The sequence below is a fragment of the Nonomuraea sp. NPDC004702 genome, assembly GCF_053601695.1.
The window spans coordinates 1-13,633 of record NZ_JBSGCE010000041.1 but is presented as its reverse complement, the minus strand read 5'-3'; the positions used below and the strand labels follow the sequence as shown (position 1 = coordinate 13,633).

Genomic DNA, 13,633 nt, shown 5'->3' with positions numbered 1-13,633 from the left:
TGGTTCCTTCCTAGAATGCGGGCACGGTGACGACCGTGCCGCTGTGCCGGGCCTTCTCGGCGGCGAAGACCGCGAGGTGGCTGTGGAGCGACTCGGTGGGGCCCGAGCGCACGTGTGCGGGGTCGCCGGTGGCCAGCGCGGTGACGAAGGCGTCCATCACGCCGTCGTCGCCGCCGCCGTGGCCGTCGCCGGCGTTCGAGCCGGTCTCGGCGACGCTGCGGCGGCTGCTGCGGCCGTCGCGGAAGTCGAGGACCTCGACCGACTCGCCGTCGCCGATCAGCCGCCCGTGGGTGCCGAAGATCCTGGTCTGGCGGTGGGTCTGCTCGGTGAAGGCGGTCATGGTGAAGGTCGCGGTCGCGCCGCCGGTCAGCTGCATGGCGAGCACCTGGTGGTCGACCACGTCGTTGTCGCAGGCGTAGACGCACCTGCCGTACGGGCCGGTGCGCAGGGCGTCCATGACCTGCTCCTCGTTCTCGCCGAGGACGCTGGTCGGCCAGTCGTAGCCGCGGTCCAGGTACAGCCGGGGCGCCGAGTACGGGCACCGGGGCTCCAGGACGCAGTCGAGGCAGCGGTCGGCGGCCTGCTCCGGGCGCCGCTCGGGCCTGAAGTGGCCGAGCGAGCCGAAGCTGGCGACCTGCTCGATCCTGAGCCCGGTGACGTAGGTCAGCCAGTCGAGGTCGTGGGAGGACTTGGCCAGCAGCATCGGGCTGGCCAGGCGCTCGCTGCGCCAGGGGCCGCGCACGTAGGAGTGCGCCTGGTGCCACCAGCCGACCGGCTCCAGGTGCTCGACGCTCATGACCTCGCCGAGCACGCCGCTGTCCACGGTCTCCTTCACCAGCGCGGTGTAGGGCGTGTAGCGCAGCACGTGGCAGACGGCGAGCAGCACGCCGGTCTCGCCGACGGCCGAGACGATCTCGCGGCACTCCTCCTCGGTCGGCGCCATGGGCTTCTCGACGAGCAGCGCGTAGCCCGCCCGTGCCAGGGCGATGGCGGGCTCGACGTGCAGGCGGTCCTGGGTGGCCAGGACGACGGCGTCGGCCACCCGCTCGCGCAGCAGGTCGCGCCAGTCGCCGAACTCGCGCACGCCTGGGCCGGCCAGCTTGGCCCGGCGGGCGGGGTCGGGGTCGGCCACGGCGACCAGCTCCGCGCGATCGGGGTGCGCGGCGATCCAGGAGGCGTAGGTCTGCCCCCGGTTGCCCGCTCCCGCGACCGCCAGCGTTATTTTTCGCACCTAAATCACCAGATTTCCTGATGTGAGGACCTTCGGGCCGTCGGCCGGCAGCTCCCTGGCGACGCCCTCCTCGACGTTGCCCGTGTGCTGGACCACCTCGAAGGCCTTGATCGACAGACGGCCGCCGCCGAACTGGCAGCCGGTCGCCGCGTAGCGGTTCCGGCCGGCGTCGAGCTGGACGTGGGCTCCGGCGTTCTGGCTGCGGACCCCGGCCAGCTGCCAGGAGACCAGCCCGGCGGCCTCCACCCGCGACAGCCCGGCCTCGGCCAGCTCGGTGCCGCCGTCGAGGCGGATGCGCTGGTCGGCCTTGCCGGCGGCGGCCAGGCCCACGTTCTTCACCGTGCAGCCGGTCAGCGCCACCGAACCGGCCAGGACCAGCGGGGCCGCGCCCTCGGCGCCGTTCAGCGTCGAGCCGGACAGGCGCAGGTCCGCGCCGTTGAAGGCGTTGCCGTTCAGGCCGTGGAACGTGGTGCGGCTGACGTGCAGCGGCGCGGTCACGTTCGCCTGGACGATCTCGCTCTTGGCCGGGACGTTGAAGACGCAGCCCTCGATGATGTTGGGCCGCCGCGACAACTTCGACTGCTGGGAGACGATGAGCGTGTGGCTGGCCGAGCAGCCGCGCATCTGCACGCCGTCGGCGTTGACCCAGATCATGCCCGAGCCCTCCAGCGACGGCTTGCCGATGACCTGGAGGTCCTCCAGCGTCAGGTCGGTGACCTTCACCCGGGCCACGAACCACGAGCAGACGTGCTTGCGCACCGTGATGCGCTTGGCCGCCGAGCCCCAGGCCGCGCCGGAGTTGGCGAAGGTCATCAGGCCGGAGTTGCCGGTGTAGGTCAGGTCGTGCTCGTACTGGCCGTGGGTGACGAACGGGCCCTGGTCGTCGCCGTCGCCGTGGCAGTTCTCCACGTAGCAGTAGGCGCTGGCGGTGAAGTCGTTCAGGTGCCGGGCGTTGGCCGTGTGGCAGTCGCGGACGTGGCCGTACAGGCAGTAGATCTGCTGGGTCAGGTAGCCCGCCCCGCCCCAGGTCACGCTGGCGGGGTTCTTCAGCGTGCAGCGCTCGGTGCGGAAGTGGGTGGCCCAGCGCCGCATGATCAACGGCCAGAACGTGCCCGTGCCGTGGATGCCCTCGACGTCGCAGTGGACGGCGTACTCGTAGGCCAGCGGGTGCGAGCCGGTGTACTGGTCGCCGTCCGCGACGCCCTCGAAGCGCAGGTTGCGCACGTGCACGCGCTCGACCGGCTCGACCAGGGTCCAGGTGATCGTGCGGCCGGCGGCCAGCTCCCAGCCGTTCTTGTAGTTGACCCGGATGTGCGTGCCGTCGACGATCTGGGTGACCTCGACCAGCTTCTGCAGCTCGCGCTCCCAGCGGCCGGACAGCGCGTTGACCTCGGCGCTCCACCACTGCCCGACCTTGAAGGCGGCGGAGTCGGCGACCTCGAAGACGTCCGACAGGTCGGGCACCGGGGCGCTCAGCTTGTGGCTGACCGTGGTGGCGGTGACCTTGCCGCGGAAGAACATCACCGCCGCGAACGGGTCGTCCTGGCCCGCCTTCTCGATGCCGGCGGTGGTCATGGTGTGGCCGCCGAAGTCGAGCACCAGGTCCGAGCGCTGGAACTTGTGGCGCTTGACGAAGTTGAGGTCGGTGTGGGCCTCGATCCTGGAGATGGCCGGGTCGCCGACCATGGCCTCCAGGGCGTCGTCGGCGGGGGTCTTGTCGTCGAAGACGCCGAAGGCGCGGAAGTCGAGGCAGCCGTCGTGCAGCTGGATCCAGCGGCCCTTGGGCGCGGAGCCGAGCACGGTGCCGCCGTTGGCGGGCGCGGTGGAGGCGGCGTCCCAGCGGACGAGCTTGCCGCCGCCGTCGCCCGGCTTGAGATAGCCCGCGACCTGCGCCAGCGTGCCGTCCGTCAGTTTGGCGGCCTCGAAGGCGAGCAGTTCGGCCACGGTGGCGACCGCCTGCACCTCGTCCTTGGGCTTCTTGTCCGGCTCGGCGAGCGCGGGCTTGGCCATCAGGACGGTGCCGACAGCCGCTAAACCGGTGACGCGCAGGATGTCACGACGTTCCATGGGGGTGGTTCCTTACAGTGCGAGGGTGTCGGCGATGAGGACGCGGGGGCCGGCGGGCGGGAAGGCGCGCTCGACGCCCTCCTCGGTGCAGCCGGTGTGCACCAGGACGGTGGTGGCGGTCAGGTCGAGCCGGCCGCCGGTGAACCGGGAGCCGGTGGCGCGCCAGCGGTTGTCGCCGGTGGCCGGCTCGACGCGGGTGCCGGTGGCCGTGCAGGCGGCCAGTTCCCAGGTCAGGACGCCCGGACCGGCGGCCCGGCCGAGCGCGGCGTTCTCCAGCGTGACGCCCTCCAGGCGCAGCCGCTGGTCGCGCACGGCGCTCAGCTCGACGCGCACGCCGTCGAGCCGGCCACCGCTGATCACGACGTCGGCCGAGCCCACCGAGACCTTGCCCGATCCGCTCAGGACGCAGCCGGTGAAGCGCAGGGGGCCGGAGCCGCGCAGGGTGGCGCCGTCGAGACCGGTGATGGCGCACTCCTTGAAGTGCAGCGCGTTGCTCACCGGCGTCTGCACCAGCACCTGGTCCTTCGGCAGCTCGAAGGAGCAGCCCTCGATGACGTTGGGCCGGCCGGAGCGGCTGGACCGCTGGCCGATCGCGACGGTCTTGGCCGAGCAGCCGCGCATGTGCAGGCCGTCGGCGTTCACCTGGAGCGTTCCCGCCGGGTCGAACGTCGAGCGCGGGATCACCCGGACGTCCTCCAGCGTCAGGTCGGTGATCTTGGTTCCGGCGACGAACCACGAGCACAGGTGCTTGCGCACGGTGATGCGCTTGGCGCTGGTGCCCCAGAGCGCGCCGCTGTTGGCGATGTCCATGAGGCCGGAGTTGCCGGTGAAGACCAGGTCGTGCTCGTACTGGCCGTGGGTGGTGAAGGGGTTGCCGCCCTCGTCGTCGCCGTCGCCGTGGCAGTTCTCGACCGTGCAGTAGGCGCTGGCGGTGAAGTCGTTGAGATGGCGGACGTTGGAGGTGGTGCAGTCGGCCACGTGGCCGTACAGGCAGTAGATCTGCTGGGTCAGGTAGCCGGCTCCGCCGTACATGACGGTCGGGGGGTTCTTCAGGCTGCAGCGCTCGGTGCGGAAGTGGGTGCACCAGCGTCGCATGATCACCGGCCAGAAGCTGCCGGTGGCGTGCACGTCCTCGACGTCGCAGTGGACGGCGTACTCGTAGGCGATCGGGTGCGAGCCGGTGTACTCGTCGCCGCCCGGGGCCGCCTCGAAGCGCAGGTCGCGCACGTGCACGCGCTCGACCGGCCGGACCAGCGTCCAGGTCAGCGTACGGCCGGCGGCCAGCTCCCAGCCGTTCTTGTAGTTGACCCGGACGTGCCGGCCGTCGACGACCTGGGTGATCTGGACCAGGCGCTGGAGCTCGCGTTCGTACGTGCCGGCCAGCGCGTCGACCTGCACGGCCCACCACTGGCCGACCTGGAACTGCCGGGAGTCGACCTCGAAGACGTCGGCCAGGTCGGGGAGCGTGGCCGTGAGCGTGCCGGTGATGGTGGTCCCGGTCCGCTCGCCCTGGAAGAACAGGACCGCGCCGAAGGGGTTGTCGTGGGAGTTCTTCTCGATGCCGGCGGTGGTCATGGTGTGGCCGCCGAAGTCGAGCACCAGGCCGGAGCGCCGGAAGGTGTGGCGCTTGACGAAGTTGAGGTCGGTGCGGGCCTCGATCCTGGAGACGGCGGGGTCGCCGACCATGGCCTCCAGGGCGTCGTCGGCGGGGGTCTTGTCGTCGAAGACGCCGAAGGCGCGGAAGTCGAGGCAGCCGTCGTGCAGCTGGATCCAGCGGCCCTTGGGCGCGGAGCCGAGCACGGTGCCGCCGTTGGCGGGCACGGTGGAGGCGGCGTCCCAGCGGACGAGCTTGCCACCGCCGTCACCGGCGCGGTGATAGCCCGCGACACGCAGCAGCGTGCCGTCGGCGAGTCGGGAGGCGTCGAGCGCGAGAAGGCGCGCGACGTCGGCTACATGGTTCATGGGGGGAGGCCTTCGGGAGCGGGGTGATGGGAAGGCCGGGCGACGTGCGAAGGCGGGCAGGCGGCGGTGCTGCGGCCAGACGTCCGGCGCCGGGGGCCGCGGCGCTCGGAGTCGGATCTTCGCCCGAAACGATTGGCGAGGACGCTAGACAGTGGATGAGGCATCTGTCAAGCCGTCACGTGGCATGCCCGAGATGCTGGGAGATCATCGCCGCCGTCTCTCTCACCTCCCGGCCGAGCTCCTGGTAGCGCCAGGCGGGCAGGTCGCGCTTGAGCGAGGTGATGCTGATCGCGCCGACGCAGGCGCCGGTGTGGTCGCGCAGCGCGCTGCCGATGCAGAAGATGCCGTCGGCGTCCTCCTCGTCGTCGACCGCGTAGCCGAGTTCCCTGACCGTCTTCAGGTGGGCCAGCAGCACCGGCAGCTCGGTGATCGTGTTGCCGGTGCGGCGCGGCAGGCCGACGTGGCCGACGACCCTGGCGACCTCCTCGTCGTCCATCTCGGCCAGCAGCGCCTTGCCCAGCCCGGTGCAGTGGGGCAGCTCTCTGGTGCCCATCCGCAGGTCGACCTGGATGCGCTCGCCGTTGCTCACCTGGTCGACGACGACCGCCTGGCCGGCCTCGGGCACCGCGAGCCTGGAGTTCATCCCGGTGCGTTCGGTGAGCGCGACCAGCGCGGGGCGGGCCACGTCGCGCAGCGAGAGCTGCTCCTGGGCCCTGGCGCCCAGCCTGGACAGCGCCATGCCCAGCCGGTAGCGGCGGTTCATGCCCTCGCCGTCGTCGGCGACCAGGCTGTAGCCGCGCAGCGTGTAGAGGGTGGCGAAGGCGGCGCTCTTGCTCAGCCCGCAGGCCGCGGCGACCTCGGTCACGCTCATGCCGCCACCCGGCCCCACGCGGGACAGGACCTCCAGCACCTCGGCGGCGCGGGCGACGCTGCGGACCCAATATCGCGATTCCTCAGCAGCAGTGTTCGTCACAGCCGAACAGCTTAGCGGAATTCATCGTTGACCCCCACCCAATCTCGTGTTTCAATCTCCCTCGTCTGTTCGGTATTGCCAAACACTGTTCGGAATTTGTGGCGGACGATCAGCGCTTCCCAGGCCGGGCCGGGCCGGGAGGCGCGTCGGAGGAGAGAGATTTGAAGCACCTAGCCGAGCGCGCACGCCAGGTCATCCCCGGCGGCGTGAACAGCGGGCAGCGCAGCATTCCCGGGCTCACCGACCTGGTGATCACCCATGCCGCCGGCGCCCGCTTCCGCGACTCGCAAGGACGGGAGTTCGTCGACTACCACGCCGCCTTCGGCCCGCCGCTGCTCGGCCACAACGACCCCGACGTCGGCGCGGCCGTCGCCGAGGCCGGCCGCACGGTGGACCTGTGCGGCGTGGGCGTCACGGCCGGCGAGGTCGAGCTCGCCGAGACGCTGGCAGAGCTCGTGCCGAGCGTGGAGAAGGTGCTCCTGACCAGCACCGGCAGCGAGGCCACCTTCCACGCCCTGCGCGTGGCCAGGGCCGCGACCGGCCGCCGGCTCGTGGTCAAGTTCCAGGGTTGCTACCACGGCTGGCACGACGCGGTCAGCCTCAACGTGATCTCCGCGCCGGAGAAGGTCGGCACCCACGACCCGATCTCGACCGGCATCCTGCCCGAGGTGCTGCGGGCCACGCTGGTCCTGCCGTTCAACGACCCCGAGGCGGTACGCCGGGCGTTCGCCGAGCACGGCGACGACATCGCCGCCGTCATCCTGGAGCCGGTGCCGCACAACGTCGGCTGCCTGCTGCCCGAGCAGGAGTTCCTGCAGACGCTGCGCGCCGAGTGCACCAGGGCGGGCAGCGTGCTGATCTTCGACGAGGTCATCACCGGCTTCCGCCACCACCTGGGCGGCTGGCAGGCGATCTGCGGGATCACCCCCGACCTCACCACCATGGGCAAGGCGATCGCGAACGGCTACCCGGTGGGCGCGCTCGGAGGCCGCGCCGATCTCATGGAGCTGTTCAGCTCGCGACCGGGCGGCCCCGCCTTCTTCGCCGGCACCTACAACGGCCACCCCGCCGTCGTGGCGGCCGCCCTGGCCACGCTGCGCAAGCTGCGCGAGGAGCCGGTGCACGAGCACGTCTTCCGACTCGGCGAGCGGATCAGGGCCGGCCTGGCCGAGGTGTTCGCCTCGCTGGACATCCCGGCGCTGGTCAGCGGGTACGGCTCGGTCTTCGTCGGATATTTCATGACCGGACCCGCCCGCACCTACGACGACCTGCTGCGCAATGATGCCAACATGTTCATCGGGTACCGCCGCCGGCTGCTGGAGCACGGCGTCTTCGAGCTGCCACTGAACCTCAAGCGCAGCCACGTCTCCTACGCCCACACCGACGCCGACGCCGACCACCTGCTGGAGGCGGCCGCCACCGCGGCCAGGCTCGCCCGCGGCGACGTGCTCGACCTGACCGACGTCAGCACCATGGGCGGCGCCGATGCTCACCGTTGACACCAGCCGCCCGGCCGGCCCCGCCGGCCGGATCAGCCGCGTCGAGACCCTCTCGCTGGGCACCGCCTGGCGCGACTTCTCCTACGTGCGCATCCACACCGACGAAGGGCTGAGCGGCATCGGCGAGATCACCCACCCCTACCGGGGCCGGGAGACCTGCTCGCTGACCGAGGCCATGGCCCAGCGCCACCTGATCGGCGCCGATCCCTTCGACGTCGAGGAGATCTGGCTGCGGATGTACCAGGGCGACTTCCTGCGCGGCGGCGACGTCGGCGGCATCGTCGTCTCGGGCGTCGACCAGGCGCTCCACGACATCATGGGCAAGGCGCTCGGCGTGCCCGTCTACCGGCTGACCGGCGGCGCCTGCCGCGACCGGGTGCGGGTCTACGCCAACGGCTGGTACACCGGCGAACGCGACCCGCAGGTGTTCGCGGCCAAGGCCAAGGAGGTCGCCGCCCGCGGCTACACCGGGCTGAAGTTCGACCCGTTCGGCGCCGGGCTGGGCGAGTTGTCCCGGGCCGAGCTGCGGCTCTCGGTCGACATCGTCGCGGCGGTCCGCGAGGCCGTGCCCGACCTCGACCTGTTCGTCGAGGGGCACGCCCGGTTCGCGATGCCGACCGCCGTCCGGCTCGTGCGCGAGCTGGAGCCGTTCGACCTCGGCTGGTTCGAGGAGCCGCTGCCGTGGACGCACATCGAGCGCTACGCCGAGCTGCGCGCCCGCGCCGCCATGCCCATCTCCGGCGGCGAGCACTTCCACAACCGCTACGAGTACGCCCGGCTGTTCGCCACCGGCGCGGTCGACATCATCCAGCCCGACCTGTCGATGGCCGGCGGGTTCACCGAGATCAGGAAGCTGGCCGCGCAGGCCGACGTGCACGCCATGCTCGTCGCCCCGCACAACTCCAACTCCCCGCTGTGCACCACGGCCTCCGTGCACGCCGTGCTGGGCATGCCGAACCTGCTGATCCTGGAGACGTTCGACGGCATGCTGGAGCCGTACGTCTTCGACGCGCTGAAGGGCGTGCTGCCGGTGGTCGACGGTCACGTCGGCCTGCCGGAGCGGCCCGGCCTCGGCGTCGAGCTGGCCGACGAGGTCTTCGCCGAGCACCCGCCGTCCCACCGGTTCTGGAACATGTTCAAGGAGGGCTGGGAGAAGCGTGATCGTTGACGTCCACTCCCACCTGTTCAGCTGCCCGGACGACGTCGGCGACCCGTTCGCGGCCGAGTCCGCCCGCGCGCACGGCGGTCACGTCGACCTGACCGTGCGCTGGGCGGACTACGCCGCCACCTCGCCCGCCGGCACCCGTACCGTCGTGGTGGGCGGCAAGGCCAGGCGGTCGGGCCTGTGGGTGGACGACGCCGCCGTGGCCGCCTACGCCGGCGAGCACCCCGACCGGCTCATCGGCTACCTGTCGCTCGACCCCACCCAGCCCGGCTGGCGCGACGAGCTCGAACACGGCCACCGCGACCTGGGGCTGCGCGGCATCAAGCTCATGCCGATGTACGCCGGTTTCGACCCGGCCGCGCCCGAGCTGGACGACCTGTACGCCTACGCCGCCCGCCACGGCCTGCCGCTGCTGGTGCACACCGGGACCACGTTCGTCTCGGCCGCGCCCCTGCGCTACGCGCTGCCGGTGCACCTGGACGAGGTCGCCATCAGGCATCCGGAGCTGCGCATGGTCCTGGCCCACCTGGGCCACCCGTACGAGGGGGAGTGCATCGCGGTGATCCGCAAGCACCGCCACGTCTACGCCGACGTCTCCGCCCTGCACTACCGCCCCTTCCAGCTCTGGCACAGCCTGCGCCTGGCCCAGGACTACGGGGTGTGGGGCAAGCTGCTGTTCGGCAGCGACTACCCCTTCACCACGGTGGACGCCTCGGTGGCGGGGCTGCGGGCGGTCGGCGCGGTCCCCGGCATCCCCGGTCTGCCGCCCCTGGACCAGGAGGAGATCGAGAAGCTGATCCACCGCCTGTCGCTCGACCTGCTGGGGCTGTCATGACCGAACTGGCCGTGGTCACCGGGGCCGCCCGGGGCCTCGGCCAGGCCATCGCCGCGCGCCTGACGGCCGACGGCTACCGGGTGATCACCGTCGACCGGCCGGGCGCGGGCTGCGTCTACGACTTCGACCTGGCCGACACCGAGGGCCTGGCCGGGCTGGCCGACGCGGTCCGCCGCGACCACGGGCCGATCCACGTCCTGGTCAACAACGCCGGGGTGGCCCGGCTCGAACACTTCAACGAGATCACCGTGGCCGGCTGGCAGGCCGTCATGCGGGTCAACTGCGACGCGCCGTTCTTCCTGGCGCAGCGGGTGGCCGAGCACATGATCGCCGACGGCGTGCGGGGGCGGATCGTCAACGTCTCCTCCAAGAACGGCCTCATGGCCGAAGCCGGGCTGGCCCACTACAACGCCTCCAAGGGCGCCCTGGAGCTGATCACCCGCTCGCTCGCCGCCGAGCTGGGCGCTCATGGCATCACCGTCAACGCCGTGGCGCCGGGCATGATCGCCACCCCGATCGACGGCGACTTCCCCTTCGACCGCGCGGCCTTCGAGGCGGCGTGGGAGGAGCGCATCCCGCTGCGCGGCGGGTACGGCAGGCCGGACGACGTGGCCGGCGCGGTGGCGTACCTGGCCTCGGAGTCGGCCCGCTACGTCACCGGCTCCACCCTGGTCGTGGACGGCGGCGTGCTGGCCGACCAGATGCCGAGGACGCGGTTCATGCCGCCGTACCGGAACTCGTTGCGGCCCGGTCCCTGACCTGCGGCGTCGCCGGGGCTCAGGTCAGCCGCCGTCCAGCGGGTTGGCGGCGATCCGCCCCGCGACGTCGTTCCGGACCGACGCCGCGGCGGCGCTGTCCGGCTTGCGCCTGGCCTGGTCCTCGAAGCAGGTCAGGAACTCGGCGCCGAAGCCCAGCCTGGGGTATCGGGCGAGCAGCTCGGCCCTGGCGTCCGGCGCGAACTCCTCGGGCCGCCGCCCGACCACGTCCCAGCTCGTGGCGACCTGCAGCAGGTGGGACTCCGGGTCGTCGGCGGCGGACACGTCGGCGCGCATGTGCAGCCTGATGATCTCGGCGGCCCGCTCGGCGCGCTCGGCCGGCCAGCCGGCCGCCGTGCCGAACACCCAGGCGAGCTGCCCGCCCGCCTCCTCGAACGGCAGCCGGTGGTTGTCGAAGGGCTCGGTCAGCCCCATGTCGTGGAGCAGCGCCGAGACGTAGTAGAGCTCGTCGTCGAAGGCGATGCCGTGGGCCGCGCCGTACATGGCTCCCCACAGGTAGGCGCGCACGCAGTGGTTGAGCAGCGCGGGCGAGCAGTGACGACCGGCCACCGACAGCGCCGCGGCGGCGGCGGGAGTCTCCGGGAACATGCCTTCAGCCTTTCATCCGGCCGCCGGATCTCGTCGGCAGGGGCCGCCACTTGCCTTCTGGATACCATAGGGGGGTATAGTGTCTTCAACGGCAACGAGCCGAGGGAGGGCTGACATGGCTGGACACGGCAGTGGCAAGCAGGACCAAGGGATGCGGTTGCGCCGCATCGAGGGGCAGGTCCGCGGCCTGCAGCGGATGGTCGAGGACGACAAGTACTGCATCGACATCCTGACCCAGGTGTCGGCCGCGACCAGCGCCTTGAAGTCGTTCTCCCTGTCGTTGCTGGAGGACCACCTGGCCCATTGCGTCGCCGAGGCCACCGCGAAGGGCGGCCCGGAGGCCGAGGCCAAGGTCAAGGAAGCCTCCGACGCCATCGCCAGACTTGTTCGTTCCTGACCGGATTGAGGGAGAGACCGATATGAGCACCACCACCTACACCGTCAAGGGCATGACCTGCGGCCACTGCGTCAGTTCGGTCAAGGAGGAGGTCGGCGAGGTGGCCGGGGTGACCGGCGTCGAGGTCGATCTGGCCTCCGGCCTGCTGACCGTCGAGAGTGACAGCCCGATCGACGCGGCGAAGATCGTCGCCGCCGTCGAGGAGGCCGGGTACGAAGTGGCGAACCAGTCGTGAACACCGCAGCCAAGCTCGGCTCCTACGCCCTGGGGCTGGCCGTCGTCTTCGGCGGCGCCCTGGGCGCCGGCAAGGTCGTGGGCCCGGTGGGGGCCGCTCCCGCCGCCGACCACAGCGCCATGACGGCCACCGCGGAGACCGCGCAGAGCGCGGGCCACAACCAGCACACCGCCCAGCAGCCGACGACGACGAAGAAGAACGATACCCCCGGGGGGCTCCAAGTGTCCGAGAACGGTTACACCCTCAACCCGCTCACCACGTCGCTCAAGCCCGGCGAGCCCGCCGACTTCCGCTTCTCCGTGACCGGCCCCGACGGCCGCCCGGTCACCGACTACCAGGTCCAGCACGACAAGAAGCTGCACTTCATCGTGGTCTCCCGCGACCTGGGCAGCTTCCAGCACGTCCATCCGGAGATGTCGGCCGACGGCATCTGGTCGGTCAAGGTCACCTTCCCCGAGGCGGGCGGCTACCGGGCCTTCGCCGACTTCGCGCCGACCGGCGGCGCGGCCCTGACGCTGGGCGCCGACCTGGCCGTGGCGGGCGACTACCAGCCCAAGCCGCTGCCGGAGACCGGCCGCACCTCGAAGGTCGACGGCTACGAGGTCACCCTCGACGGCGACCTGACGCCGGGCCAGGCCAGCAAGCTCACCCTCAAGGTCAGCAAGGACGGCAAGCCGGTCACCGACCTGCAGCCCTACCTCGGCGCCTTCGGCCACCTGGTCGCCCTCCGCGGCCGTGACCTGGCCTACCTGCACGTCCACCCCGACGGCGAGCCGGGCGACGGCAGGACGCAGCCGGGCCCCGAGATCGTCTTCTACGCCGAGGTGCCGAGCGGCGGCGACTACCGCCTGTTCCTGGACTTCCAGCACGAGGGCGAGGTCCGTACCGCCGACTTCACGCTCGCGGCCGGGCCGCGGCCCGCCACCCCCGCCACCCCCGACGCGTCGGCGACGCCCGCCGGGCACGGCAACCACAGCCACTAAGAAATGCCACTGGGAAAGGGGAACGGTGATGACCTCTGTCACCGATGACCGGCAGAACGCGGTCGAACTCTCGATCGGCGGCATGACCTGCGCCTCGTGCGCCAACCGCATCGAGCGCAAGCTCAACAAGATGGACGGCGTGACCGCCACGGTCAACTACGCCACCGAGAAGGCGAAGGTCACCTTCCCCGAAGGCGTCGATCCGCAGCAGCTGATCGCCCAGGTGGAGGCGGCCGGCTACACCGCCGCGCTGCCCGCGCCGCCCCGCTCCGAGGGCGAGCCGGGCGAGCGGGAGCCGGAGGACGAGCTGCGGCCACTGCGCAGTCGGTTGATCACCTCGGTGGTGCTGGCGGTGCCGGTGATCGCGATGGCGATGATCCCGCCGTTGCAGTTCACCAACTGGCAGTGGATGTCGCTGGTGCTCACCGCGCCGGTCGTCGTCTACGCCGGCTGGCCGTTCCACAAGGCCGCCTGGACGAACCTGCGCCACGGCGCCGCCACGATGGACACGCTGATCTCGGTCGGCACCATCGCCGCGCTCGGCTGGTCGCTGTGGGCGCTGTTCTTCGGCACGGCCGGCACCCCGGGCATGACCCACCCCTTCGCGTTCACGATCGAGCGCACCGACGGGTCGGGCAACATCTACCTGGAGGCCGCGGCGGGGGTGACCGCGTTCATCCTGGCCGGCCGCTACTTCGAGGCGCGCTCCAAGCGCCGGGCCGGCGCCGCCCTGCGCGCCCTGCTCGAACTGGGCGCCAAGGACGTCGCCGTGCTGCGCGACGGCGTCGAGACCCGCATCCCCAGCGACCGGCTGGCCGTGGGCGACCGGTTCGTCGTGCGGCCCGGCGAGAACCGAGACGGTCTGCGCGTAGCGGAAGCCGCGGTTGGTCCTGCCCGGCTGGCTGTTGCGGAAGATCCAGTA

Annotated in this window: 13 protein-coding genes; 8 read left to right on the top strand and 5 right to left on the bottom strand. The window is 71.5% G+C overall.

Annotated features, from left to right (window positions below; genetic code table 11):
- Window positions 1–10 precede the first annotated feature (10 nt).
- The 4 genes from ACWEJ6_RS37155 to ACWEJ6_RS37140 form a co-directional block, all read right to left on the bottom strand.
- A complete protein-coding gene (locus ACWEJ6_RS37155) occupies window positions 11–1,231 on the bottom strand; it encodes a Gfo/Idh/MocA family protein (RefSeq protein WP_387678523.1) in 1,221 nt (406 codons plus the stop codon).
- Entirely contained in the window at window positions 1,232–3,298 is a 2,067-nt protein-coding gene (locus ACWEJ6_RS37150; RefSeq protein WP_452429894.1) for a hypothetical protein, read from the bottom strand. It abuts the gene before it with no gap.
- 12 nt (window positions 3,299–3,310) lie between these two features.
- On the bottom strand, window positions 3,311–5,260 hold the full coding sequence (locus tag ACWEJ6_RS37145) for a hypothetical protein (RefSeq protein ID WP_452429892.1): 1,950 nt from the start codon (window positions 5,258–5,260) through the stop codon (window positions 3,311–3,313).
- Window positions 5,261–5,435: 175 nt separating this feature from the next.
- Window positions 5,436–6,233, bottom strand: coding sequence for an IclR family transcriptional regulator (locus ACWEJ6_RS37140; protein WP_352356035.1), 798 nt, complete (start codon window positions 6,231–6,233; stop codon window positions 5,436–5,438).
- Window positions 6,234–6,394: 161 nt separating this feature from the next.
- On the opposite strand from ACWEJ6_RS37140, the gene ACWEJ6_RS37135 reads away from it, so the two are divergent.
- The 4 genes from ACWEJ6_RS37135 to ACWEJ6_RS37120 are packed head-to-tail and all read left to right on the top strand — an operon-like array spanning window position 6,395 to window position 10,490.
- Window positions 6,395–7,732, top strand: coding sequence for an aspartate aminotransferase family protein (locus tag ACWEJ6_RS37135; protein ID WP_452429890.1), 1,338 nt, complete (start codon window positions 6,395–6,397; stop codon window positions 7,730–7,732).
- On the top strand, window positions 7,719–8,900 hold the full coding sequence (locus tag ACWEJ6_RS37130; RefSeq protein ID WP_387678536.1) for a mandelate racemase/muconate lactonizing enzyme family protein: 1,182 nt from the start codon (window positions 7,719–7,721) through the stop codon (window positions 8,898–8,900). Before ACWEJ6_RS37135 ends, ACWEJ6_RS37130 begins: the two co-directional genes overlap by 14 nt.
- The gene (locus tag ACWEJ6_RS37125) at window positions 8,890–9,732 is read left to right on the top strand and encodes an amidohydrolase family protein (protein ID WP_452429887.1); all 843 of its coding nucleotides are present in this window, start codon (window positions 8,890–8,892) and stop codon (window positions 9,730–9,732) included. Before ACWEJ6_RS37130 ends, ACWEJ6_RS37125 begins: the two co-directional genes overlap by 11 nt.
- A complete protein-coding gene (locus ACWEJ6_RS37120) occupies window positions 9,729–10,490 on the top strand; it encodes an SDR family NAD(P)-dependent oxidoreductase (RefSeq protein ID WP_452429885.1) in 762 nt (253 codons plus the stop codon). Before ACWEJ6_RS37125 ends, ACWEJ6_RS37120 begins: the two co-directional genes overlap by 4 nt.
- A 24-nt stretch (window positions 10,491–10,514) precedes the next feature.
- On the opposite strand, the gene ACWEJ6_RS37115 is transcribed toward ACWEJ6_RS37120, so the two are convergent.
- Window positions 10,515–11,096 carry an HD domain-containing protein gene (locus ACWEJ6_RS37115; RefSeq protein ID WP_452429883.1) on the bottom strand — a complete coding sequence of 194 codons (582 nt, stop codon included), beginning with the start codon at window positions 11,094–11,096 and terminating at the stop codon, window positions 10,515–10,517.
- 115 nt (window positions 11,097–11,211) lie between these two features.
- Between ACWEJ6_RS37115 and ACWEJ6_RS37110 the strand changes: the two genes are divergently transcribed.
- From ACWEJ6_RS37110 to ACWEJ6_RS37095, 4 genes are all read left to right on the top strand, one after another.
- The gene (locus ACWEJ6_RS37110; RefSeq protein ID WP_352356023.1) at window positions 11,212–11,493 is read left to right on the top strand and encodes a metal-sensitive transcriptional regulator; all 282 of its coding nucleotides are present in this window, start codon (window positions 11,212–11,214) and stop codon (window positions 11,491–11,493) included.
- Between the two features lie 22 nt (window positions 11,494–11,515).
- Window positions 11,516–11,728, top strand: a complete 213-nt coding sequence (locus tag ACWEJ6_RS37105; RefSeq protein ID WP_358301136.1) for a heavy-metal-associated domain-containing protein — start codon at window positions 11,516–11,518, stop codon at window positions 11,726–11,728.
- A complete protein-coding gene (locus tag ACWEJ6_RS37100) occupies window positions 11,725–12,711 on the top strand; it encodes a hypothetical protein (RefSeq protein ID WP_452429880.1) in 987 nt (328 codons plus the stop codon). The genes ACWEJ6_RS37105 and ACWEJ6_RS37100 overlap by 4 nt, the downstream gene beginning before the upstream one ends.
- A 28-nt stretch (window positions 12,712–12,739) precedes the next feature.
- Window positions 12,740–13,633 (top strand): cation transporter (locus ACWEJ6_RS37095; protein WP_452429878.1); only part of this gene is annotated, 894 nt, incomplete at its 3' end.